The 22,864-nt window shown below is 66.4% G+C and carries 18 protein-coding genes and 1 tRNA gene; 4 read left to right on the top strand and 15 right to left on the bottom strand.

Annotation, left to right across the window (positions count from 1 at the left end; genetic code table 11):
- The first annotated feature begins 11 nt into the window (after positions 1-11).
- Positions 12-1,379: a Tol-Pal system beta propeller repeat protein TolB gene (gene tolB / locus L7H23_RS15595; protein ID WP_237836783.1), complete on the top strand. Its 1,368-nt coding sequence runs from the start codon at positions 12-14 to the stop codon at positions 1,377-1,379.
- A 93-nt stretch (positions 1,380-1,472) separates the two neighbouring features.
- On the top strand, positions 1,473-1,985 hold the full coding sequence (pal, locus tag L7H23_RS15590) for a peptidoglycan-associated lipoprotein Pal (protein ID WP_237836782.1): 513 nt from the start codon (positions 1,473-1,475) through the stop codon (positions 1,983-1,985).
- Here the strand turns inward: pal and L7H23_RS15585 are convergent.
- The 15 genes from L7H23_RS15585 to L7H23_RS15515 all read right to left on the bottom strand — a co-directional run bounded on the left by L7H23_RS15585 (position 1,972) and on the right by L7H23_RS15515 (position 18,448).
- Positions 1,972-2,703, bottom strand: coding sequence for an A24 family peptidase (locus L7H23_RS15585; protein ID WP_237836781.1), 732 nt, complete (start codon positions 2,701-2,703; stop codon positions 1,972-1,974). The genes pal and L7H23_RS15585 overlap by 14 nt on opposite strands.
- Positions 2,704-2,740: 37 nt before the next feature.
- Complete coding sequence (gene gspN, locus L7H23_RS15580; protein WP_237836780.1) at positions 2,741-3,457, bottom strand: type II secretion system protein N; 717 nt, start codon at positions 3,455-3,457, stop codon at positions 2,741-2,743.
- A complete protein-coding gene (gene gspM / locus L7H23_RS15575; protein WP_237836779.1) occupies positions 3,454-3,936 on the bottom strand; it encodes a type II secretion system protein GspM in 483 nt (160 codons plus the stop codon). Before gspM ends, gspN begins: the two co-directional genes overlap by 4 nt.
- Positions 3,933-5,078, bottom strand: coding sequence for a type II secretion system protein GspL (gspL, locus tag L7H23_RS15570; RefSeq protein WP_237836778.1), 1,146 nt, complete (start codon positions 5,076-5,078; stop codon positions 3,933-3,935). Before gspL ends, gspM begins: the two co-directional genes overlap by 4 nt.
- 1 nt (position 5,079) lies before the next feature.
- Positions 5,080-6,087 carry a type II secretion system minor pseudopilin GspK gene (gene gspK / locus L7H23_RS15565; protein ID WP_237836777.1) on the bottom strand — a complete coding sequence of 336 codons (1,008 nt, stop codon included), beginning with the start codon at positions 6,085-6,087 and terminating at the stop codon, positions 5,080-5,082.
- Positions 6,084-6,692, bottom strand: a complete 609-nt coding sequence (gene gspJ, locus L7H23_RS15560) for a type II secretion system minor pseudopilin GspJ (RefSeq protein ID WP_237836776.1) — start codon at positions 6,690-6,692, stop codon at positions 6,084-6,086. Before gspJ ends, gspK begins: the two co-directional genes overlap by 4 nt.
- Positions 6,689-7,075 carry a type II secretion system minor pseudopilin GspI gene (gspI, locus tag L7H23_RS15555; protein ID WP_275671208.1) on the bottom strand — a complete coding sequence of 129 codons (387 nt, stop codon included), beginning with the start codon at positions 7,073-7,075 and terminating at the stop codon, positions 6,689-6,691. Before gspI ends, gspJ begins: the two co-directional genes overlap by 4 nt.
- Positions 7,065-7,541 carry a type II secretion system minor pseudopilin GspH gene (gene gspH / locus L7H23_RS15550; RefSeq protein ID WP_237836775.1) on the bottom strand — a complete coding sequence of 159 codons (477 nt, stop codon included), beginning with the start codon at positions 7,539-7,541 and terminating at the stop codon, positions 7,065-7,067. The genes gspI and gspH overlap by 11 nt, the downstream gene beginning before the upstream one ends.
- On the bottom strand, positions 7,516-8,013 hold the full coding sequence (gspG, locus tag L7H23_RS15545; protein ID WP_275671207.1) for a type II secretion system major pseudopilin GspG: 498 nt from the start codon (positions 8,011-8,013) through the stop codon (positions 7,516-7,518). The genes gspH and gspG overlap by 26 nt, the downstream gene beginning before the upstream one ends.
- A 4-nt stretch (positions 8,014-8,017) precedes the next feature.
- Positions 8,018-9,235 carry a type II secretion system inner membrane protein GspF gene (gspF, locus tag L7H23_RS15540; protein WP_237836774.1) on the bottom strand — a complete coding sequence of 406 codons (1,218 nt, stop codon included), beginning with the start codon at positions 9,233-9,235 and terminating at the stop codon, positions 8,018-8,020.
- The gene (gene gspE / locus L7H23_RS15535) at positions 9,228-10,721 is read right to left on the bottom strand and encodes a type II secretion system ATPase GspE (protein WP_237836773.1); all 1,494 of its coding nucleotides are present in this window, start codon (positions 10,719-10,721) and stop codon (positions 9,228-9,230) included. The genes gspF and gspE overlap by 8 nt, the downstream gene beginning before the upstream one ends.
- A complete protein-coding gene (gspD, locus tag L7H23_RS15530; RefSeq protein ID WP_237836772.1) occupies positions 10,718-12,928 on the bottom strand; it encodes a type II secretion system secretin GspD in 2,211 nt (736 codons plus the stop codon). Before gspD ends, gspE begins: the two co-directional genes overlap by 4 nt.
- Positions 12,929-12,933: 5 nt before the next feature.
- Positions 12,934-13,812, bottom strand: a complete 879-nt coding sequence (locus L7H23_RS15525; protein ID WP_237836771.1) for a type II secretion system protein N — start codon at positions 13,810-13,812, stop codon at positions 12,934-12,936.
- A gap of 174 nt (positions 13,813-13,986) precedes the next feature.
- Complete coding sequence (locus L7H23_RS15520; protein ID WP_237836770.1) at positions 13,987-16,740, bottom strand: TonB-dependent receptor; 2,754 nt, start codon at positions 16,738-16,740, stop codon at positions 13,987-13,989.
- A gap of 82 nt (positions 16,741-16,822) precedes the next feature.
- Positions 16,823-18,448 (bottom strand): hypothetical protein, encoded by a 1,626-nt coding sequence (locus L7H23_RS15515; protein WP_237836769.1) that lies wholly within the window; start codon positions 18,446-18,448, stop codon positions 16,823-16,825.
- A gap of 303 nt (positions 18,449-18,751) precedes the next feature.
- Here L7H23_RS15515 and L7H23_RS15510 point away from each other — a divergent pair.
- Together L7H23_RS15510 and L7H23_RS15505 are read left to right on the top strand one after the other, a co-directional pair.
- Positions 18,752-18,838: transfer RNA gene (locus L7H23_RS15510), tRNA-Leu, on the top strand.
- Between the two features lie 597 nt (positions 18,839-19,435).
- A complete protein-coding gene (locus L7H23_RS15505) occupies positions 19,436-22,864 on the top strand; it encodes a hypothetical protein (RefSeq protein ID WP_237836768.1) in 3,429 nt (1,142 codons plus the stop codon).

The raw sequence follows: 22,864 nt of genomic DNA, 5'->3' as shown, positions 1-22,864 counted from the left end.
GGAACAATATCATGTCTGCCAGCCGGCTCTTCGCCCTTTCTCTTTCCGTCCTTCTTTGTGGCGCGCCTGCTCTTGCCCAGCAGGTACCGGATGCTTCCTCGCCGCCGCGTACCGGACCGGAAGAAACCGTGACCGGGACGCTGTCGCAGGATCGTACCGTTATCGCCGTTCCGGCGCTGGCAACGCCCGCCGCGGTGAATGTTGCCGGGCTCAACACCTCGACGCTTGGCAAGCAGATCGCCGAAGTGATTGCGGCCGACCTTGAACGCAGCGGCCTTTACGCCCCGCTCGGCCCGGGCAGCGTCCGCGCGATCACGATGGCAGAAGTCCGCGCGCCGCGCTTCGCCGACTGGCAGGCGAAGAATGCGGACAATGTCGTCCACGGCTTCGTGCAGGCAAGCGGCACCGGCGGGCTGGTCGTCGGTTGCTATCTCTATGACACCGACCTCGGCAGCGAACTGGTGCGGCAGGGGTTTGAAATCCAGCCCGGCGACTGGCGCCGCGCCGCGCATAAATGCGCCGATGCCATCTATGCACGCCTGTCGGGGGAGTCGCCCTTCTTCGACAGCCGCGTCGCGTACATCGCGGAGAGCGGCCCCAAGGGTAACCGCATCAAGCGCCTCGCGATCATGGACTCCGACGGCGGCAACCACCGCTTCATCACCAACGGCCAGGCACTCGCCATCAGCCCGCGTTTCTCGCCCGATTACAAGAAGATCGTCTACGTCTCCTATCTGAACAACCGCGTGCGGGTCTTCATCTACGACGTCGCGAACGGCAGCCAGAAGCTCGTCACCGAAAGCGCCAATGCGACCTTCGCGCCGCGCTGGTCCCCCGACGGGCGCCAGATCCTCTATTCGATGGCAGTCGGCGGCAACACCGACATCTATCGCATCTCGGCCGATGGCGGCACGCCTGTCCGGCTGACGAACACGCCGGGGATCGACGTCGGCGGCAGCTTCTCGCCCGACGGCAAGAAAATCGTGTTCGAAAGCGACCGCTCGGGCGGACAGCAAATCTATACGATGAACATCGACGGATCGAACCAGCAGCGGATCAGTTTCGGTGGCGGTCGCTACGCCACCCCCGAATGGTCGCCGCGCGGCGACCTGATCGCGTTCACCAAGATGGGCGGCGGCGAGTTCCGCATCGGCGTCATGACGCCGTCGGGCGGCAGCGCCCGCCTGCTGACCAACAGCTGGCAGGACGAGGCGCCGACCTGGTCGCCGAACGGCCGCGTGATCCAGTTCTTCCGCACCTCGCCCGGCAAGGAAGGCAAGTCGCAGCTGTGGCAGGTCGACCTGACCGGCGTGAACCTGCGCCGCCTGCCGACCCCGCAGGACGGTTCGGACCCGAGCTGGGGCCCGATACTGCCCTGATTGGGTTACGGAACCAATGGAAAACCGCGGGGTTCAACTTAAGTTAATCCCCGACCCGCACGACTGAAGACGCAACTACAAGAGGACAGAAACATGACGATACGCAAAACCACCGCGATGATCGCGGCGATCACCATGCTGACTGTTGGGGCTTGTGCGAAAAAAGCTCCCGATACGCTTCCGCCCGCACCCGACGGTTCGGGCAGCACCGACACGGGCACCGGAACCGGCGGCGTCGTCCCCGGATCTCAGGCAGACTTCGTCGCCAACGTCTCGTCGGACCGCATCTTCTTCGATCTCGACCAGTATAATGTCGACGCGCAGGATCAGACGACCCTGCAGAGCCAGGCGCAGTGGCTGGCACGCTACCCCGCCGTCCGCGTCACGCTGGAAGGCCATGCCGACGAACGCGGCACCCGCGACTATAACATCGCGCTCGGCGAACGCCGCGCCAATGCCGCGAAAAACTATCTGTCGTCGCTCGGCGTCGACCCGAACCGCATCCAGGTGATCAGCTATGGCAAGGAACGCCCGGCGGCGCTGGGTTCGAACGAGGAAGCCTGGGCGCAGAACCGCCGCGCGGTGACCGTCGTTATCGGGAACTGATAAACGTCGACAGGGGCACCGCGGTCCACGCCGCGGCGCACAGGAAAAGACCGAAGGGGACCCGTCGCAGGGCAAGCGGCTGGTCCCCTTTTCCTTGCGCGAGCGCCCAGCATATTCCTCCGAGGCTCGCGAGCAGCAACAGCAACGGCTGCGCCTGCCAGCCGAGCCAAGCGCCGATCGCCGCGACGAGTTTCGGATCGCCGCCGCCCATGCCGTCGCCGCCGCGCACACGCCGATAGCCCCACGCGATCGCGGCCAGAATTAACCCTCCCGCGAGCGCGCCGATCCAGCGGTCGAGCAGTGAGGTGTGAAGCAATGGTCCTGCCAGTAGCAGCCCTGCGATCGCGAGGAGCGCGTTCAACCGGTCGGGCAGCCAGAAATGGCGCGCATCGAGCAGCGCAAGCGGTAGCAGAAGCCAGCCGAACAGCGCCCAGAGCCAGCCGGCGGTGCCGGGGAGCAACGCCAGCGCCGTAACGCCGATCAATCCCGAGCCCAGCTCGACCCGCCAGTGGAACGGATCGATGCGCCCTCCGCACGTCCGGCACTTTCCGCGCGCAGCGAAGGCCGACACGAGCGGCACCAGATCGAAGATACCAAGATTGCGGCCGCACCCGTCGCATTGCGAGCGCCCGAGGATCGAGCGCCCTGCGGGCCAGCGCAAAACCAGCGTCGCGATGAAGCTGCCGAGGACAAGGCCGATCAGGCCCGCTAGAGACACGCCCGCGCCGACTGGCAAGGCGTCGAAGATCGGCACCTCAGAAGCGACCCGAGGTCGCCAGCACGAAGCCGTTCGATCCGGGCTTGAACCCGAGCACCGCGAGTGCCGCCGCCATTGCCGGATCGCGGTCGACGTTGATCGCGAATTGCGCGCGATAGTTGCCCTGCCCGTCGAATCCGAGCGTCAGGCGCTCCATCCCCGACTGGCTGGCGAGCGCCGCCTGCGCGCGGCCGCCCGCACAGCTGAGCGGACCCGACAAGCCCTGCGACAGGTCGAGCCCCGCGATCGGCGCCGCGACCGACAGCTGGATGCGCCCCCGCGCCTCGACGCACTTTCCGGCCGCGTCGAAACGGATCGTCGCGCCTTCGAAGCGGATCGTGTCGGCGGGAATCGGCCCGAGTCCGCCCGCGAGCGAGGTCGTACCGTTGACGTCGGACATGCCGCGCGGATTGCTGCCGTGCAGGCGACCCGCGAGCGGACCGAGACGCTGATCGGCGCGCTCGAAGGCAAGTTCGGTATCGCCGCCGAGCAATGCCAGCGGCGACAGGCTGGCGCGCACCGAGCCGATCGGCAGCGCGCCGAGCCGCGCGTCGATCAGCGCCCCCGACCAGACCGAGCCGCGAATCTCGCGCGCCGAAATGCCGGCGTCCGATGCGCCCGACAGCGACAGCGCGAGCCGCATCGGGAAGGTCGCGACGATCAGCAGCAGCGCAAAGAGTGCTGCTGCGACGATCCAGCGCCGGCGCACACTCATTGGCCGCCCTTCCGAAGTTCGGCGGTCATCCCGACGGTACCGTCAGCCGCAGGCGTGATCGTGAGCTGGTCGACGACGAAGCCCTGCGTTTCCAGTCCCGCAAGCCAGTCGGTCAGCACGGGAGCCTTGGCCGTCGCGATCGCAATCGTCGCCTGCCGGTCGCCGCGCGGCTCGTTGCGGTCGAGCGTCAGCCCGATCTCGCCCGCCGACTGCGCCAGATACTGGTCAATTGCCACCGCGTCGATGGCAGCCGCGACCGACTTCGCCGGACGCTGGCTCAGCAACTGTACCTTCGCGGCGACGCGCCCTTCGCGTTCGACGGCGGCGCGGTGCTGCGTCTCGAGGTCGAAGAAGGCGGCAACCGCGGGCCGCCCGAGCCCCCAGCCGAGCACCGCGAGTGCGAGCGCCCCCGCGACGCCAACGAGCCAGCGCTCGCGCATCGACAGTCCGCTCCACCAGCTTTTCACGCCGTCCATCATGGCACCGCCCGGATCGTCACATTGGCCATCTGCTGGCCGTCGGTGCCCGCCATCGGCTGCGCGGTAATGCGATAGCCGCGCGCCTGCAGCGCGAGCAGCACCTTGTTGATGTCATCGACGCGCGGCGCCGCAAGCGTCGTCGTCAGCGTTCCGTCGGTTCGGTGCGCCAGCGTCTTCAGCGACACGCCCGGCGTATCGCGCAGCGCGTCATATAGCGCCGATGCAGGGACCGAGAAAGCGAGCGGCCCGCCGCCCGCGGTCGCAAGCCGGCGGTCGAGTTCGGCTTCCGCCGTCGCGGCGTCGCTTGCCGCGACCCCGGCCTTTTTCGCCGTCGCAACCGCCGCTTCGTCGGCACGGCTGGTGTCGGACATCAGCCGCACCGCATAGACAACCGGGATCAGCACGCTCACCACGACGAGCGCGATCAGCAACCGCTTCGCCAGTTTTACCAGCGCCGGATCGACCGACCAGCTCCGCTTCGGCTTCCATGCGCCGCTCAGCAGATCGAGCGGCGGGGTGACCAGCGACAGCAGCAACGCTTCGCGCATCGGCTCGGCGGGCAGCGGCGCGATCGTCCGCTCGCCGGCAATCAGCGGATCGAGTTCGGGGTCGGACAGGAAGGCGCGGTCGGCCGTACGCACGATCGCCTCGCCGCCGACCTCGGCAGTCCACAGCATATCGGGCTCTGGCGGCGGCACCGTCGCGGCCGACGGAATGATCGCTGCGGCGCTGAGGCCGCGCGCCTTCAGCCAGTCGGTCCACGCCGCCATCGCACCATGGGTGGCGACGGCAACCGGGACCGCCTGTCCGGCTTCCGCAGGCAAGCCTGCAACCACATGCAGCGCCGACGCCTCGCCAAGGCTGTCGCGCAGTGCGTCGAGACGCGCCGCTGCCGCGGCCTGTGCGGGCGCGGCGTCGGGATAATGATACCAGCGCAGCGGAATATCGGCCGCCGGGGCGAGCGCGATCAGCTGGTCGTCGCCCGCATTGTCCTGCGGCCTTTCCCACGCATCGACCCAGCCGTCGTCCTGCCCTGAATCGACGATCACGCCGTCATCGACGCGCAGCCAGGCCGGGCGGGGCTCATCCTCGCCCGAAAGCGCTGCCTGCGACGGCAGCCAGAGGACCAGAGTGCGGGCCATATCAGTCGCCGTCGCCCCAGTCGCGGCGGACGATGACAGGTGCGGCCTGCCCCGCGCTGGCCGCACCGCCGTTCGCGTCGATGAGCGATCTTGCCGTCAAAACCCCGTCCCCCATCGTCACATTCGTCGTCAGCGCCAGCCAGCGGCTCGTCACTCCCGCCTGCTCGGCAATATCCTGCGGCGGCTCGATGCCCTCGAAGGCCCGGCCCTCCCAGAATCGCACGCTGCTGCCATAGCCGCCCGCAGGCCGTGCGGCTAGCGCCGCCCGCGCGTTCGCGATCGTGATCTTGCCCGGAACCAGCATCGCGATCAGCGGCGCCTGTTCGGGGATCAGCGTGTTGACGTTAAGCTTCACCGGATCGGTGACCGGCAGCACGCAGACCCAGGGTTTCAGCTGCGCATAGATTTTCGGCGTCACGCCGCGCACCGCGCGCAGCTCGCTGACATCGGCCATCTTGCGGTTCGCGGCGAGATAGCTTGTCTGCATGCCGCGATAGACATTGTCCTCGGCGCCGAGCGGGCCGTCGTTGCTGTCGCTGTCGATCCAGTCGGCGGCCGCGCCGGCGATCTGCAGCGCCTGATTGTCGCCCACGCCGACGAGCTTCATCAGCTCGGTGAATTGCCCCATCGCGCCCGATCGCTGACTGTATTTGCCCGGCGTCACCTCGGCGACGAGGCTGTTGAGGTTGAAGCAATTGTTCGCGTCGGTGAGCTTCGCCCGCCCCTGCCCGCCCGGCAGCGGCAGGGTGAAGTCGCGGCCGAGCCAGCCGCTGTCGTTGGTGAGCCGCGTCGCATCGCGCGACATCAGATTGTTGACGCGGCGGAGCGCGATCTGTTCGGCGGCAAAGGTATAGGCGCGGCCCTGATCGACGGTCGCTGCACTGCCCGCGATCCGCGTCGCGAGCGTCAGCCGGTCGAGCGCGGTCGCTGCGATCACCGCCATCACCGCGACGAGCAGCAGCACCGTCAGCAGCGCCGCGCCGCGTTCGTCTTTGGGGTCGCGTGTCATGTCGGCGGTGCTCCCGTCACGGGGGGCGGCAACGTCGGCCCGGTCAGGAACAGCATCGTCAGAGGAGCGCGTCCCGCGCGGGTAAGTCGCACCTCGACCGCGCGCGGCAACCGGTCGACCGGATCACTGTTCCAGCTCTGCGTCCAGTTTCCCTGCGCGTCGCGGTAGCGCACCGCGATGGCGGTGACGTCGCCGATCAGCCGGTCGCCGTCGGACAAGGCGCTGCCGTCGAGCATCGGCTGCGTCGCGCGGCGCCACTCGCCGCCGGTCAGCGCATAACCGACACGCTCGACATTCGGCCGCGGGCTGCCGTCGAGCGAGGCGGCACCAGCATGGACGAAGGCGAAACCGTTCGCCGAGCCGACGAAAGCCGGCACCGGCTCGCCCGCTTGCCCGCGCGTCGAGCGCTGCACCGCCTGCGCGAGGTCGTTGGCCATCACCGCGCGAAGGCGATTCATCCCGCTCATCCCCTTGAGCCGCGCCTGTACCGCATCCTGCGTATCGACGCTGCTGCGCAGCAGGCTGACCCCCATCGCCGCGATCACCGCGAAGATCGACAATGCGACGAGCATTTCGACGAGGGTGAAGCCGCGGTCATCCCTCATCGCGACGGCCTGATGATCGTGAGCGCCGCCTGCCCATTGCCGCTTTCGGGCCGGACGATCAGGTCGATGCGCAGCAGGCTGTCGTCGGCGGTTTTCGCGACGCGCTGTTCGATGCGCCAGTTGCGCCCGGCGTTGGCGACGCTGCTCGCGCTGTTGCCGATCGTTGGCGGCGACGGGTCGGTCCACAGCTCGACCGCGCGGTTCTGCGCGACGATCCCCGCCATCGTGCTTTCATCGAGATCGCCCGCGGTGCGCACCGCATAGGCGTCGAGGCGGACGAGCGTCAGCGCCGCGATGCTGATGATGCTGAGCGCGACGAGCATCTCCAGCAGCGTGAAGCCGCGCTCGTCGGACGGCGGACGACGAAAGGCGTCATTCGCCACGGCTGACCTCCCCGGTCGCCGAGATGCGCACGACCTCGCGCGCGTCGCCGCCCGCCAGCACCAAGGCTTGCGGCGTCGGGCTGGTGCCGATGCGGTCGAAGAGGATGCGCGCGGCACCCTGTCCGTCGTCCGCGACGAAGCGGACGTTGGACGGCCAGTTGCGTTGTTCGAAGGCGCGTCCGGGCAGCGGTTGCCAGGCGCCCTCGACGCGGCGTTCGAAGCCATAGCCCGAGGGCGCGAAATTGACCGAGACGCTGCGCCCCTCGATCACCGCGACGTCGCGCGCGGCCGCGAGCCGCGCCGCGAGCCGGTCGGCCTCGCTTCGCACCGTGCGTTCTTCGCCGGGAATGGTCAGCACGACGGCGGTCGCCGCGAGCGCCATGATGGCGATCACGACCATCAGTTCGACGAGCGTGAAGCCGCGTTCGCCGGAGGGACGCTCAACCTTCTCCGTGAATGTCGGCATTGTCGTCGGTCCCGCCCGGCGTTCCGTCGGCGCCCAGCGACCATACATCGAACGCCTTTCCGTTCTGACCAGGCGCCTGATAATTATAGGGGCGCCCCCACGGATCGCTCGGCAGCTTCTTGATGTAGCCGCCGCGGCGATAGCGTTCGGGCTGTGCGAGCGATGGCGGCGCCGTGACGAGCGAGTTCAGCCCGTCGGTCGTCGCCGGATAGCTCAGATTATCAAGCCGATATTGTTCCAGTGCGCCTTCAAGCTGCGAGATATCGGTCTTTGCCTTAGTGACAACGGCCCGGTCTTGGGCGCCTAGCACGTTGTACATCACCACCGTGGCGAGCAGGCCGATGATGAAGATCACGACCATCAGCTCGGTCAGGGTGAAGCCGCGCTCGTCCTTCGTGCGCCGCGTCGGGCGCGCCTGATTTGTGAAGGACGGATCGAGCATCAGGCGGAAAAAAAGCTTCATGAGCGACATATTATTATAGCCCTGCGAGGTTCTGCAACTGGAGGATCGGCAGCAGGATGGCGAGGATGATGAGTGCGACGCACGACCCCATAACGACAATTATGACAGGTTCGAGAAGGGCCATCGACGCGGCGGTAAAACGGTCGAACTCGCGTTCGAGATAATCGGCGGCGCGTTCGAGCATCTGCTCGAGCCGCCCCGCGCTTTCGCCGCTCGCGGTCATATAGACGAGCAGCGGTGGGAAGACCCCGGCATCGCGGAGCGCGGCCGACAGGCTGCCACCGGCGCGGACCTGATCGACGATGCCCGCGGTTGCGATCGCGAGCGCGCTGTTGCGGATCGTCGGTACGGTCAGCCGCAGCCCCTCGACGAGCGGCAGCCGGCTCGACACCATCGTCGACAGCGTGCGCGCGAAACGCGCCGCGTAAAGATCGCGGAGCAGCCGGCCGAAAAGCGGCAGGCGCAGCAGGCGGCCGTCGACCGCGGCCTTGAACGCCGGGCGGCGCATCGCGGTCACCCAGCCGAAGGTCAGGGCCGCGATCAGCAGCGCGATCAGCCACCACCAGTTGGCAGCAAAACCGGAGATCGCGATCACCGCGCGGGTCAGGAACGGCAGTTGCTGGCCGACGTCGGTGAACTGCTCGACCACACGCGGGACGACGAAGATCATCAGTGCGGCGACGACCCCGATCGCGACGACCGCCAGCACGACCGGATAGGCGAGCGCCGCGATCAGCTTGCCGCGCACCTCGGCCTGCCGTTCGAGCAGGTCGGCAAGGCGCGCGAGGATCGTCGTCAGACTGCCCGTCGTCTCGCCCGCCGCGACCATCGCGCGATAGAGCGGCGGAAAGCTGCCCGGCTGGCGCGCCATCGCATCGGCAAGGCGGCGGCCTTCGAGCAGCCCGGCATGGACATCGGCGATCACCGCACGCGCGCTTTCGGCCTCGCTCTGGCGCGTCAGCGTGCGCAGCGCCTCTTCGAGCGGCGCGACTTCGACAAGCGTCGCGAGCTGGCGCGTAAAGAGCGCCAGCTCCTTCGACGCGAGCTTGTTCCGGCGGAAGGCAAGCAGCGAACGACCGGTGGCAGGCTTCGCCCCCGCCTCCTCGACCGCGACGATGTGGAATTTGCGGCGGACCAGATCGGCGCGTGCGGCATCGTCGTTCGCGGCGGTCAGCCGCCCCTTGCGCTCGCGGCCCTGCGGATCGATCGCCACATAGCGATAATCAGGCATCGACATCCTCGCGCCGCGCGATGCGGATCGCTTCCTCGGGCGTCGTCAACCCCTTGGCGACCATCGATCGCGCCGCCGATGCGAGCGTCGGCGCCTTCAGAAAGGCGTGCTTTGCGATCATCGATTCATCGCCGCCGGCATAGATATAGCGGCGCACGGTCTCGTCGACCTTGATCGCCTCGAACACGCCGATGCGGCCCTTATAGCCTGTATGTCCGCACTGGTCGCAGCCCTTCGGCCGCCAGACAACGGTACCGATGTCGAGGCCGAGGACCGCGGCGACGCTGTTGTCGGCCTGCACCGGCTCGCGGCAATTCTCGCAGAGCTTGCGGACGAGGCGCTGTGCCAGCACGGCGCGGAGCGTCGAGGCGAGCAGGAAGGGCTCGACCTTCAGATCCTTCAGGCGCGTGATCGCGCCGACGGCGTCGTTGGTGTGGACGGTCGAAAGGACAAGGTGGCCCGTGAGCGACGCCTGAACCGCAATGTCGGCGGTCTCGCGGTCGCGGATTTCGCCGACCATCACGACGTCGGGGTCCTGACGCAAGATCGCGCGGAGGCCCGCGGCGAAATCGAGCCCGACCTTGGCGTTCACCTGCGTCTGGCCGATTCCGTCGACGGCATATTCGACCGGATCCTCGACCGTCAGGATATTGCGCTGGCCGTCGTTGAGCTGTTTCAGCGCCGCATAGAGCGTCGTCGTCTTGCCCGATCCGGTCGGGCCGGTGACGAGGATGATGCCGTTCGGCTCGGCCAGCGCCTCGCGCAGGATGCGGTCGGCCTCGCCCGACAGGCCGAGGACGTCGAAATCGATCCCCGCGGTATCCTTGTCGAGGATACGCATCACGACGCGCTCGCCCGCGCGGCTCGGCAAGGTCGAGACGCGGACGTCGACGGCCTTGCCCGCCAGCGTCAGCGCGATGCGCCCGTCCTGCGGCACGCGGCGTTCGGCGATGTCGAGGCGCGCCATCACCTTGATGCGGCTGACGACAACCGGCGCGACGTGCGGCGGCATGCGCAGATGCTCGCGCAGCACGCCGTCGGTGCGCATGCGCACGACGAGCCCGCTTTCATAGGGTTCGATGTGGATGTCGCTGACGCCCTGCCGCACCGCCTCGGCGATGATCGCGTTGATCAGCCGGATCGCGGGCGCATCGTCGGCGCTGTCTAGCAGATCCTCGGCGCTGGGAATGCCGAGTTCGAGGTCGCTGCCGTCGAGCGTCCCCGCCATCGCCGCGGCAGAGGCGTCTACCGCATAATGGTCCGAAAGCAGCCGGTCGAAATCGCCCGCGCTTGCGGTCGCAACGCGGATCGGCTGCGCCAGATAGCGTTTCACCTCGATCAGCACCGCGGGATCGCTGCCCTCGCGCAGGGTGGCAAGCCAGCGCCCCTCGCCATCCTGTGCGATGACGACACCGTGGCTTCGCGCGAAGCCATAGGGAATATCAACCGGCGCCGGGGGAGGCGCCGCCGGTTCGATGTCGGTCACGGATAGTCTCCGGGCGGGGGTGCGGGTGCCTGCGACACCGAAGGCGGCACGTCGGTGCTGATCACCTTGCCATCGGGTCCGCGCAGTTCGGGCAGATTGACGGGTCCGACGGTCACGTCGGCGGGCGTCGGAGCGGTCGCGACCGGTGGGACAGTGCCCATATAGTCGCGCACCAGCGTGTCGATCGCGGGCTCCTCGCCCGGATTCCGCTGGAGCTGGAAATCGCGGATATAGCCGTAACGGCGCGCGGTGAGCGCTGCATTGTCCTCGCGATTGCGCAGGATCGTCGGGCGGATGAAGACCATCAGGTTCGTCTTGGAACGCGAGCGGCTGCGCGACTTGAACAATTCGCCGACCAGCGGAATGTCGCTGAGCAGCGGGATGCGCTCGATCGTCTTGCGCTCGTCGTCGTTGAGCAGGCCGCCGATTGCGAGGATCTCGCCGTCGTCGACCGTGAGCACCGTCTCGAACGAGCGCTTGTTGAGGATCAGGTCGCTGTTGCGCGACGATACCGGTCCCGCGACGCTCGACACTTCCTGACGCAGGAACAGCTTCACCTCGCCCGCGCCATTGACCTGCGGCGTCACCTCCAGCTTGATGCCGACCTCTTCGCGCTGGACGGTGCGGAAGGCGTTGTCGAAATTGTCCGAAAGCGCCTCGCCCGTCGTGATCGGCACTTCCTGTCCGACGAGGAATTTCGCGGCCTGATTGTCGAGCGTGACGATATGCGGGGTCGCGAGCAGGTTCGACGTCGTGTCGGACTTCACCGCATTGATGATCGCACCGAAGATGGTGTTCTTGCCGATGTCGCCCGCGAAGCCCGCGAAGCCGCCGGTCGCGGTGAGCAGCGATGCGGCGGCCGCTTCCTGCAGGCTGCTGCCGAGCGCGCTGTTGGTCTGGGTCACCGTCGTGTTGCCGTTGACCGTGGTCGTTTCCTGCGACAGCCGGTTCGCCGCATAGGCGCCGCCGAGCGTGAAGATATTCGGCTGGGCATTGCTGTAGTTGGTCGCGACGAACGGGATATTCTTGCCGCCGAGCAGGAACTGGACGCCGAGGCGCTTCGCGGCATCGTCGCCGATCTCCACCACGATCGCCTCGACCAGCACCTGTTCGCGGCGGCTGTCGAGCTGGCGGATCAGCTCGCCGAGCATCCGCTGCACTTCGCTGTTCGCCGCGACGATGATCGCATTGGCACCTTCGTAGCGCGTGACGATCGCGGGGCCGCGCGTCGCGATGCTGCCGCCCGAACCGCTGACCGAAGTTGGCGTGGTGGTCGCCGGCGCGGCGGTCGGCGCAGATGTGCTGCCGCCCGTTGTCGAGGACGAGGACGACGCGGGCGGCAGACCCGCCTTTTGCGCCGGATCGCTGCCGCCGCCGACGAGCTGCTGCAAGGTCGGCAGCAGCGTTTCGGCATTGGCATGTTCGAGCCAGTAGACGCGCAGCTCGGTGCCGCCGGCTGCTTTCGCATCGAGGTCGTTCGCCATCGAGACGAAACGCGCGACGAGCGCCTGATCACCGCGGAGCGCGATCGCGTTGCTGCTGTCGACCGGCACGATCGCGATCGGGGCTTTTGCCCCCTCGCCTGCAGCCGGAACGAGCGCGGTCAGCGCCGCGGCGATTTCGCGCGCGCCGGCATTCTTCAGCGTGACGATCTGGCTGGTCGAGGTATCGCGGTCGATGCTGGCCGCAAGCGCTCGGATACGGCGGATATTGTCGGCGAAATCGGCAACCACAAGGCTGTTCGCGTTGCGGTTCGCGGTGAGCGATCCCTGCGCACTGACCAAGGGGCGCAGCGTTTCGACGGCAGCGACGGCGTCGATGTGCTTCAGGCGAATGATCTCGGTGACGAACTGGTTCTGCGCCGCGCGATCGCTGCCGATCCGGCCCGGTTGCGCGGCGGCGCCGTCGATCGGCTGGATGCGATAGGCGCCGTTCGGCCCCGGCACCGCGACGAGCCCGTTCGAGCGGAGGGTTGAGAGGAAGATTTCGAAATATTCGCTGCGCGACAGCGGGCGGTCGGTGACGACCGAGACCTTGCCGTTCACCCGTCCGTCGATGACGAAGGTGCGCCCGGTAATCCGCGCCGCATCCTGGATGAAGGCGCGGATATCGGCATCGCGGACATTCAGCGTATATTGCGCGAACGCCGGTCCCGGCGTGGCGGAGACGAGAGCTGCAGCGAGCATCAGGGACAGTTTGAGACGCATGGGACCTATTGCTTCGAGAGGATGATGGCGACCGGGACGACACCGGCCCCGCGCTCGACTTCGAGCGAGAGGCGCGCGCCGGGCGCAAACTGGCTGGCAAGCGACGCAGCATCGCCTGCCGAACTGATCGGGCGGCCATTGACCGAGCGGATGACGTCGCCGGGTTTCAGGCCTGCCGAACGAAACACCGCGCCGTCACCCTGCGACTGGACGACAAGGCCGGTGATCCGGCCATTCTCGGCGCGCGGCGCGAAACCGACGCCGGCCTTCAGGGCGTCGGGCGACATTTCGCCACCCGGCGACGTCCCGCCGGCGGGAGCGGCGCCGGCCTCCGGCGTCGGCGCGGGAAGCGCAGGAGCCGGGGCGGCGGACGCGCCGCCGCTCTGGTCGAGGAACAGCGTCTCGCGCGCACCGCCGCGATCGAGCAGGACATGGTCGAATGCCACGCCGACCAGCTTCAATCCCGGCGCGATCTCGTCACCCACGGCATAGCTGTTCTGGACGCCGTCCTCGCCGGCGATGATCGCCGAACCGCCGCCGGTGGCTTCGTTGATATTGATCCCGAACAGCGTGAGTCCGGCAGAGGTTACCGTGGCCGTCGCCGGCCCCTGCCCCGCACCGCGAAAGAAGGGGTCGATGCTGGTGAACAGCGCGCGGCGCTCGGCGGGCGATGCGATGACCGCCGTTTGCGGCTGCCACGCGCCGAGCGGGGACAATGGCACGACAAGCGCCCACAGCAGGCTGACCGCCTGCCAGATCAACGCCGCGACCAGAAGCCCGACGAGAATCGCCGGACCGACGTCGCGCGCCGACCGCTTCCCGCGCAGCCACGAAGGCAGCGCGCGCGGCAGCCGTACGGCCGATCCGGACATCAGCGTCGCCATGAATTCGTCCCTGTCCCCCAACTGAAAAAGCGGTCTCGCGAATCGCCTAGGGGCGATCGGTGACAATCAGCTGACGGGAAGATTACAGTTTTTTGACAGAGGGGCGAGTCCGCCCTGCACGGCTGGTAGCAGTCGCCACCCCGGCACTCGGCCGGGGTGACGTGCAAGGGACCTCTAGAATTTCAGCGATCCGCCGAGCGAGAAGGTCGTGCCGGTTTTATACAGGTTGTAGTAGACGGTGTTGTCGCCGCTCTGCTGCATTTCCTTGAACTTCGTGCCGAGGATATTCCGCGCCTCGAACTTCAGCTCGAGCTCCTTGCCGAACAGCGGAATGCCCTGACGCGCAACGAAGTCGATCTGGACGCCCGGCTTTTCGAAAATGTCCGGCTGGCCCGAAGGCCCGCGCCGCGTGATGCGATCCGACGCATAGGAAATCAGGATCGTCTGCTGCGACAGCTTCTCGGTATCCTCGAGACCGAACTCGAGGTTGACGAGATGGTCCGACTGGCCGGTCAGCGGCGCGCCGTCGCGGAAGAACTGGCTGGCCAGCGTCGCGCCGGTGAAGGGGAAGGCCTTGACCGGATCGTCAGGGCCAACCTTCAGTTCGGACTTCGAATAAGTGTAGTTGCCGATGACCACCGCGCGGCGCGTGGCGAAGAAGCCGTCACCCCAGCCGCTGAGATCGAAATGCTTCTGTACCTCGAACTCGGCGCCGTACAGCGTCGCCTCGGGGGCGTTGGCGAAGCGCGTCGTCACGCTGTTGCCGTCGAAGCTGGCATAGGTTTCGATCGGATTCTTGATCCGCTTGTAGAAGCCGCCGATCGACAGGCGCTGTTCGGGCGCGAAATACCATTCGAAGCGGCCTTCGGCGTTGTACAACTGGCTGTCGACAAGCTGCGGATTGCCCTGGAAGTTCCGGTTGGTGTCGGGATCATAATAGGTCTGGAACACCAGTTCGCGGAACTGGGGGCGTGCGATCGTCTTCGAGGCGCTGAGGCGCACCTGCATCTGCGGCTGGATCTCGTATGTCAGCGTCGCAGCGGGAAGCAGATAGTTGCGGCTGAGATTGGTATCGGGCGGCAAGGTCGGATTGACGGTATAGACCTGCACCGCGCTGACGCGCTGGACCGCGGTTTCATAGCGTGCGCCGATGTTGAGGTTGAGCCCGTCGATCAGGTCGGCCTGCAGCTGGAAATAGCCCGCATGATTGCGCAGGGTCGCCTCGAACGTCGGGTTAGAGCCCGTGCTGTCGACCAGGCTGATACCCGTCGGGCTGGGGTTGGCCGGACAATTGGGGTTGGTCGGCGGATTGAGCGGCGGGAAACAGATCACCGTCTGCGAGAGCAGCAGGTCGGGCCGCAGCAGCGAGACGCCGAGCGGAATATTGTTGTTCCCCTGGAACAGGAAGTCGCGGCGTTCGGTAACGCGGTCGGTATCGCTATAGGCATAGCCATAGACCGCTTTCACCGTCGGCGTGATTTCATAGGTGAAGTCGATGCCGGCCGAGTACAGATCCTCGTTCAGGTCCGAAAAGGCGATCGTCGCGCTGCCCGGACGCTGCCCCGTATTCAGGGTGTTCGTGTAGAACTGCCCATAGGGATCGGTCGGGCTGTTGGAGCGGCTGTAGACGAAGCTCAGCTCGAACGGCGCCTCGCGCTGCGAATTGGCGTAGCCCGCGCGGATGTCGACATGCAGGTCGTCGAAAGGCTGGAATTCGCCGACGAACTGCGTGTTGAACAGCTGGCGCGCATACCAGGCGGTGTCCTGGTACATGAAGCTGACGCCGGGGTTCGCATCCGAACTCAGCGGGCGATCTTCGGCGCCGAGGCGCGCCTGCTTGATGGTGTCGCGGATGTACAGGTTGGTCCAGCGAACCTTGTTCTCGCCGAATTCGGCGCTGAGACCGATGAGGCCGTTCACGACGACGCGGTTATCGGTGATCACGCGGTTGATATCGGTGTTGAGCGAGGACAGGTCGAGCGCATTCGCTGTCTGCTGCGTCACGTCGCGCGTACGCCATTTGCTCGTATAGCCCGCCGTCGCGATCAGACCGATCTCGGTGCCGCCGAGCGTCCAGGATTTGCCGCCGGTGATGTTGGCGCCCCAGTTGACCGGCATATTGTCGTTGCGCTGGACGATCGCGTTGCTCGCCGTCACGAACTGGCCGGCGATTGCTTGCTGATTGACGCTGGGATCGTTGATGCGCAGGCCCGAGGCGCGCCACGCCTTGTATGCGGACGGCAGATTGCGGCCGCCGTCGCCGAAGCCGGTCCAGTCGCTGCCGGTTCCGTAATAGGTATAGCCGAGCTGGCCCGTCGTTTCCGAGTTGCCGCCGATGCTGGCGCCGATCGTCAGGAAGGGGTCGCGCGGCACCGCCTTGGTCGTGAGGTTGATCACGCCGCCGCCGAATTCGCCCGGGAAGTTGGCCGAGTAGCTTTTCTGGACGAGCGACGAGGCGATGATGCCGCTGGGGAAAATGTCGAGCGGGACGACGCGCTTCAGCGGTTCGGGGCTGGGAAGCGGCGAGCCGTTGAGCAGTGCGAGCGAATAGCGGTCGCCGAGACCACGGACATAGACGAAGCCGTTGCCGACGACGCTGAGGCCAGTGACACGGCCCAGCGCGCCCGCGATATTGCCTTCACCGGTGCGCGCGATGTCGGCGGCACCGAGAACCGAGACGACCTGGGGGGCCGTGCGCTCGACGTTGGCGTTGCGACGGCCGGTCACGACGATCTCGCCGCCACCGGGGATCGACACGTCCAGTTCGTCATCTGCCGGCGCTTCGGCGGCAGCGTCCGCGGGCGCTTCGGCTGCCGGATCGGCGGCAGGTGCCTCGGGTGCCGGATCCGTTTGCGCCATCGCCGTGGCGGGCGCGACGAGCGCCGTGGAAATCAACAACAGGCTGGCGAGCCGGATCGGCTTGGACATGACAGTCACCCCTCAGGAACCCGAAAATATGCGTGAGAGGGAGCGGCACCCCGCCGCCCCCTCCCGATTGATGCCAAAGGCCTCAGGTGGTCGGCAGCGTGGTGCAGAGACCCGAATTGCCGGTGCCGAAATTGGCGGTGCCGCTGTTGCAGGTCCAACCCTGGAACCAGGTGTCGCTCGCATCCTTGACCGCGCCGATATAGGTCGTCGCGTCGAAGAAGCCGGCCCGCGTCAGTTCGATGCCGTTGAACGTCTGGCCGTTCAGCGTCGAAACGTTGAACGGGGTCACCGCGGTTTCGGTCGCGCCGTTGATGTACAGGCTGGTCAGCGTCGGGGTGTAGGCATCGTTGTTGCCGTTCGTTCCGGTGCCGAAGATCGCCTGCACGTCGGTCGCCGACGGGCCGTTGCTGCCGATATATTTGGTGCCCGAGCACTGCATCAGGACCGAGCGGAAGATCGGTGCACCGAATTCGTCGATCGCGGCATTCTGCGTGCCCGAAGCGGTCTGCGCACGGCTGATGCGGAGGCACGAGTTGTTCGGGCTGACGACCAGCGAGTTGTAGAGCCCATAGTCGGTACCGCCGCGCAGCAGGATCGACGCCTGGTCCGACGAGCTGTTGTTCGAATTCTGGTAGAAGACGAAGTTCGACACGCGGGTGTTCTGACGCGGATTGTCGCCATCGAGCGTGTCGTCCGAGTCGGCCTCGATCAGCGCGTCGCCGATGTTCGGACGCTGGACGATGATGCCGTACTGGAAGTTTGCCTTCGTGCCGACGTCGGTGTCGAGATTGTCGTCCTCGGCGCCGACCGCGATGAAGTGCTTCACATGGGCGTGGCCACCGAAGATTTCGACCGCATCGTCCGAGCTGTTGTACGACTGGATATGATCGATCTGGGTGCCCGAACCGACGCCCTGCAGCGTCAGCGACTGAAGCTCGCTGTTGTTCGACAGGATGTAGCCCGAGAAGCGGATCTGGACATAGCTCAGACGGCCGCTGCTCTCGGTGTTGTTCGCGCCGCCGTAAAGCGCCGGATCCACCGCGCCTTCGGTCTGGCGTTCGCAGGCCGTCGTGCCCGGCGCCGCGCCGCCGGTCGCGCAGTTGGTGACCTGCGCACGGCCGCTCAGCACGACACCGCCCCACTGACCCGACGAATTTTCGGTGTTCAGGCCCTGGACGTTGTCGCGGCTGGTGAAAATGATCGGCTTGGTCGGGGTGCCGACGGCCTGGATCGAGTTGCCGCGGGTGACGTTGAGCCACGACGGACCCGATTCGCCGTAGAGGATGACGCCGGGCTCGATCGTCAGGACGACGTTGGTCGTGCCCGTCGTGGTCGGCCCCTTGTCGGTACCGACGTCGACGCGGCCGTTCATGCGATAGACGAGACCGGCGATCTTCGGCAGCGTGATGCTGCCCGTGATGACCGACGGCAGCGTGCAGACGCGGAAGGTACCGACCGATGCGTTGGCAATCGTGCCGCTGTCGGTGAGCGCGCCGGCCGAGATCGTCGGGCAGCCGGCAGCCGGCGTCACCGACGGCGGAGTCGGAGTCGGCGTGGGGGTCGGCGTCGGGGTCGGGGTGGGCGTCGGGTTGATGATGATCGTACCGCCTTCGCCCGGCGATGCGATGTCGTCGGCACCGCAGGCCGCGAGGGTGGAACAGGCCACGCTGGTAAGCATGATCAAACGAACGCGTGCAAAGGCCGCCATGAAATTCTCCGTTCCCGGTGTGCGCATGTCGAGCGCAGTGAAAAACCACCGGCAAACGAAAGAGGTGTGCCGCCTCGCCCCCGGTGCCGCCGCCACTAGGGTGATTCGATGACGGTCTGACGCCAGAGCAATGACAGTAAGGTGACTCTTCGAAGTCGCTTCCGTGACATCGGCCCAAGCCGCGCGGCGCCATGTTCGCAGGTGCAAGAAATAAAAGCGGCGAAGCTCGCTTGCATCACCCGGAAAGCTTTGCTAGGCGCCCGCTCCTACCTGGTGCCGGACTGTCCGGAACCATCATGATGTGCGGTCGTGGCGGAACTGGTAGACGCGCAACGTTGAGGTCGTTGTGGCCGAAAGGCCGTGGAAGTTCGAGTCTTCTCGACCGCACCATCATAGCCATATTATGGCATAAATTCAGATATTTAGTGAGATATTCAGCCCTGCGGCCCGCCTTTTCGCGGCCACAGGATGACGCCATGATTTCGCTCCGGACCTCATCCCATCCGGATCCGCGGATTTTGCCGCTCTTGGCGAATTGCAGGGCGCCCGACAATCACCTGCCGGCCAACGACAGACGGCTTGCTTCCGGTGGTGCATAATATGAAGTGAGCGTTGCAGGCTTTTCGGCAAGCATGGTGCAACGGGCAAGCGGCCGGACGGCATCGCCGCCAAACTCTCGCGGCGTTGATTTGTATCAGGCTGACACATCGAATTTTTCGTCGCTGATTCTGAACGGCTTAGCGCCCGTGACGCTTTCGTCCAATCAGACTCGCTGCCCCCTTGCCATGTCTGGGGCAAGACGGGCGGAGGACTTCTTCGACTGACGATATCGTGGCGGTCTGGCCACTCGCTGCGGGCGCGCAATGCGCCTGCGGGCCAGATTGCCTTCGTCGGCGAACCCTCCCGAACCGCAGGGTCCAGTTGCATCACCGACATCCATCCCGCGCGTACTTTCGCGCGCGATCCGCAATGCATGGGAGAATCCGAATGAAAGCCCTCCAAGCCAGCAGCTTCCTGACCGTCACACCCGTCATGGAGTTTCGTCCCGACCTGATCGCGATCATCGGCGCCGCCACCGGTCCGACCGCGCAGGACAAGGCCAACGCCGTCCTCGCCAAGGCAAAATTGCGTATCCGCGACGGTGACGAAGCCTATAAATCGGGAAGCTATGAGGCGGCGCTGACGCACTACAAGGCGGCACGCGCGCTTCTCTATTCGCAGGTCGCGCCCAATTTCAACGCCATCCTCTATTCGGTCGCGACATCGCCGCTGCTGCCTGTATCCGAAGCGATCGAGGCCGGGATGATGCAGGCCGGCGTCCAGCTTCTCGACGCGGCGCAGCCCTCAACAAAGCCCGGCGGGCTGCTGACGACGGTCACCCTTCCGCCGCTGACCGACGACTTCAAATTGTACAGCCTCGCCGGATTCCAGACGGCCGGATCGAACGAGATAACCGACACGCTCGAACGGTCCGCGGGGCTGATCGCCGAAGGGCGTGCGGCCGGCGCGATCGAACTGCTCGAGACCGCGCGCCGCGCTACGGGGCGGACGAGCGCCGGAACGCAGGCGTCTATCGCGCTCAATCTGGCGACCGCGCATATCCAGGCCGGCGACGTCGCGAAAGGCAGCGAGGTTGCCGAGGAAGCCGCCGCGCTGTTTGCGCGTGCCCGCGACAAGCAAGGCCAGGCGCAGGCTCTTCACGTCGCGGCGGTCGGACTGGCCGACACCGACGCGCGGCGCGCCGACCAGCTCTTCACCGATGCCGCAGCGCTCGTCGGGAGCGGAGGAATCGGCGCCGGCCGGATCGAACGCGGGGGCGCGACGCCGCGCTCGCGCGACGTGTCCGCGGCGATTGCCGAGAAACGGCGCGACGTCCTCGCCGTCCGCTCGCGCGCCGACGACAGCGGGTGGACGATGGTGGCGCGCGGCGAAGCGGCGGCGCAGGGCTGGAAGGTCGGCGTCGGCAGCGCCGCCGGCCCCGTCGCTTTCGAGGTCTCGCCCGGCAAGGGGCCGACGGCCGACATGGTCATGGCCAAGATCTACGACGTCCGCATCACCGCAACGAACATCTCCGACCTGATCGTCAACATGACCGACGGCGCGTCGGCCAGCCTGTATGTCAACCATCTCTACAGCTTCGTCCTGACGATGAAGATCGGTGACGCCCTGCACGCGCTCGGCCGCTATGCGCAGGCCGAGGATTCCTACAGGCAGGCAGCGTCGTACAAATATCTGAACAAGGCGCACGAGGCGCCGGCGGTCTGGCTGAAGCTCGCCGCGAATGTGATGCAATGGGGTGACTCGCTCTATCGCGACGAGAAGATCGAGGCCGCCAAGGCGCAGTACGAGAAGTTCGTCACCGAGGACTTCGATGCCCCCGCCGGCTCGTTCCTCTACAAGCTCGAAAAGCTGTCAGGACCGGCTGCGATCGCGAAAGCGCGGCTGGCGGCGATCGGATCGGGAACGCCGGGTTCCAATTCCGAGATCGGCTATTATGTGCTGACCGCGGCGAGCCGGATGCAGTCGATTCTCGACGGGCTCGACTTCTTCGGCACGCTTCTCTCGCCGATCCATACGTTCGAATATCTGCAGGGCGTCGCGCGCGGCTTCGCGCAGAGCGCGATCCAGGCCGAGCGCGAGTTCGTCAACTTCACTACCCAGCAGGAGGCCGAAACGGCGACGCGCCGCGAACTCGAAACGATGGTCGCGATGGCGAAGGCGGAGACCGAGGCGAAGCTCGAAGCGGTGAAAGCGGCACAGGAGGATGTCGACGCATCCGCCGCCGCCCTCGACCTCGCCAAAGAACGGAAGGAAAATGCCAAGCGTCAGCGCGACGATTATGCCGAGGCGAGCTGGCAACAGATATGGGCGTCGGCGGCAGCGCAGGCGCTCGGCGGCGGCGAGTCCGCGATGTTCAATACCGTCGTTGCGCTCGCCGACCGGCTCGACAACGGCGAGACGATCCGTGGCGCCGGCCCGCTGCTCGCGGCAGCGCAGACCTATCGCTCGGGACGGCGGACGCGCGAATATGAACTTGCCAAGATGGACGACAATATCGCCGACCTCGCCGGCGCGGTCGATATCGCACAGGAAATGCTGAACGCCGCCGAAGCGCGGCTGCGCGTTGCCGAGATCGCCGCCGAGGCAAGCGCCGAGCGCGCGGCGATGGCCGAGGAATCGCTCGACGCGTTCGACAGCGAGATGTTCACGCCGGAGGTGTGGGCAAAGATGGCGTGGGTCATGCGCGGCATCTCGACCGCCTATCTCCATGATGCAATCCGCCTCGCCAAACTGATGCAGCGCGCATTCAATTTCGAGAACGACACCAACCTGTCGCTGATCAAGAACGGCTACGGCCATGCGATGGTCAACGCGTCGACCGGCGGGTCGGTGTCCTTGCTCGGCGGCGACAGCCTGATCCGCGACATCGACGCCTTTACCTATCAGGCCATCACCGGACGCACGCGCAAGAACAGCCGGATCAAGGATACGATTTCGATCGCGCACAATTTCCCCGCGCAGTTCGAGGAATTCCGTCGCACCGGCGTGCTGGAGCTCGAAACCGATCTCTATGAGTTCGACCGGCTGCATCCCGGCTTCCACAATCAACGGATAGAAGCGGTAGAAGTCGAATTCGCCGGGTTGCTCCCGCCCGAGGGGATCAACGGCATGGTCCGTTGCGGCGGGGTAACGAGCTATCGCACCCGCAGCCGCGGCACGAACAAGCGCGTGCACCAGGTCGACACGATGGCGCTTTCCGATTTCACGGTGCGCGGCGACCTGTTCATCTACACGCCCGAGGTCGGCCTGCGCGGACTGTTCCAGGGCATGGGCCTTGCGACCACGTGGAAGCTCCACCTGCCACGTCGCAGCAATGATTTCGATTATGCGCGAATCTTCGACGTCAACCTGGTCATCTATTACACCGCACAGTTCGATCCGCTGCTGCGCAAGACGGTGCTGTCGAGTCCCGTTCGTCCGGGCGAGCTCACCGAACTGCGCAATTTCGACCTGCGCTTCGACTTCCCCGAAAGCTGGTACGGGCTCTACAAGGACGGCGCTGCCACATTCGCCTTCCGCCGCGACCGCCTGCCCTTCAACCAGCAGGATTTCTCGACAGCGTCGGTCAATTTCCGCGTCGTCACCAAGGCCGGGGTTCCGGCGAAAGGGATCGAACTCAGGATCACGGCGCCGAACGGCAGTTCGGGGAATGCGACCACCGCAGCCGACGGGTCGGTGTCGAGCGAAGCTGCCACGCTCGCCGGTCTCGCGAACGGATCGCCGGTAGGCGACTGGAAGGTCGAGATCGTCGGCGGGGCACCGCTGGAGGATGGCGGCACGCTGAAGTTCGATCGCATCCACAATATCCAGATGGGCCTCGAATACGGGTTCGCATTCGTCGCCGAGGAGATCTGA

Source organism: Sphingopyxis sp. BSN-002 (genome assembly GCF_022024275.1).
Classification (GTDB): domain Bacteria; phylum Pseudomonadota; class Alphaproteobacteria; order Sphingomonadales; family Sphingomonadaceae; genus Sphingopyxis.
Note: the sequence above shows the minus strand (reverse complement) of the source record. Positions and strands in the feature narration are given on the sequence as shown.

Excerpts from the sequence above, each read along its gene's own strand:
- tolB (WP_237836783.1), top strand. The coding sequence starts at position 12 with ATGTCTGCCAGCCGGCTCTTCGCCCTTTCTCTTTCCGTCCTTCTTTGT.
- pal (WP_237836782.1), top strand. The coding sequence starts at position 1,473 with ATGACGATACGCAAAACCACCGCGATGATCGCGGCGATCACCATGCTG.
- gspN (WP_237836780.1), bottom strand. The coding sequence starts at position 3,457 with ATGAGTGTGCGCCGGCGCTGGATCGTCGCAGCAGCACTCTTTGCGCTG.
- gspM (WP_237836779.1), bottom strand. The coding sequence starts at position 3,936 with ATGATGGACGGCGTGAAAAGCTGGTGGAGCGGACTGTCGATGCGCGAG.
- gspL (WP_237836778.1), bottom strand. The coding sequence starts at position 5,078 with ATGGCCCGCACTCTGGTCCTCTGGCTGCCGTCGCAGGCAGCGCTTTCG.
- gspK (WP_237836777.1), bottom strand. The coding sequence starts at position 6,087 with ATGACACGCGACCCCAAAGACGAACGCGGCGCGGCGCTGCTGACGGTG.
- gspJ (WP_237836776.1), bottom strand. The coding sequence starts at position 6,692 with ATGAGGGATGACCGCGGCTTCACCCTCGTCGAAATGCTCGTCGCATTG.
- gspH (WP_237836775.1), bottom strand. The coding sequence starts at position 7,541 with ATGCCGACATTCACGGAGAAGGTTGAGCGTCCCTCCGGCGAACGCGGC.
- gspG (WP_275671207.1), bottom strand. The coding sequence starts at position 8,013 with ATGTCGCTCATGAAGCTTTTTTTCCGCCTGATGCTCGATCCGTCCTTC.
- gspF (WP_237836774.1), bottom strand. The coding sequence starts at position 9,235 with ATGCCTGATTATCGCTATGTGGCGATCGATCCGCAGGGCCGCGAGCGC.
- gspD (WP_237836772.1), bottom strand. The coding sequence starts at position 12,928 with ATGCGTCTCAAACTGTCCCTGATGCTCGCTGCAGCTCTCGTCTCCGCC.
- L7H23_RS15525 (WP_237836771.1), bottom strand. The coding sequence starts at position 13,812 with ATGGCGACGCTGATGTCCGGATCGGCCGTACGGCTGCCGCGCGCGCTG.
- L7H23_RS15520 (WP_237836770.1), bottom strand. The coding sequence starts at position 16,740 with ATGTCCAAGCCGATCCGGCTCGCCAGCCTGTTGTTGATTTCCACGGCG.
- L7H23_RS15515 (WP_237836769.1), bottom strand. The coding sequence starts at position 18,448 with ATGGCGGCCTTTGCACGCGTTCGTTTGATCATGCTTACCAGCGTGGCC.
- L7H23_RS15505 (WP_237836768.1), top strand. The coding sequence starts at position 19,436 with ATGAAAGCCCTCCAAGCCAGCAGCTTCCTGACCGTCACACCCGTCATG.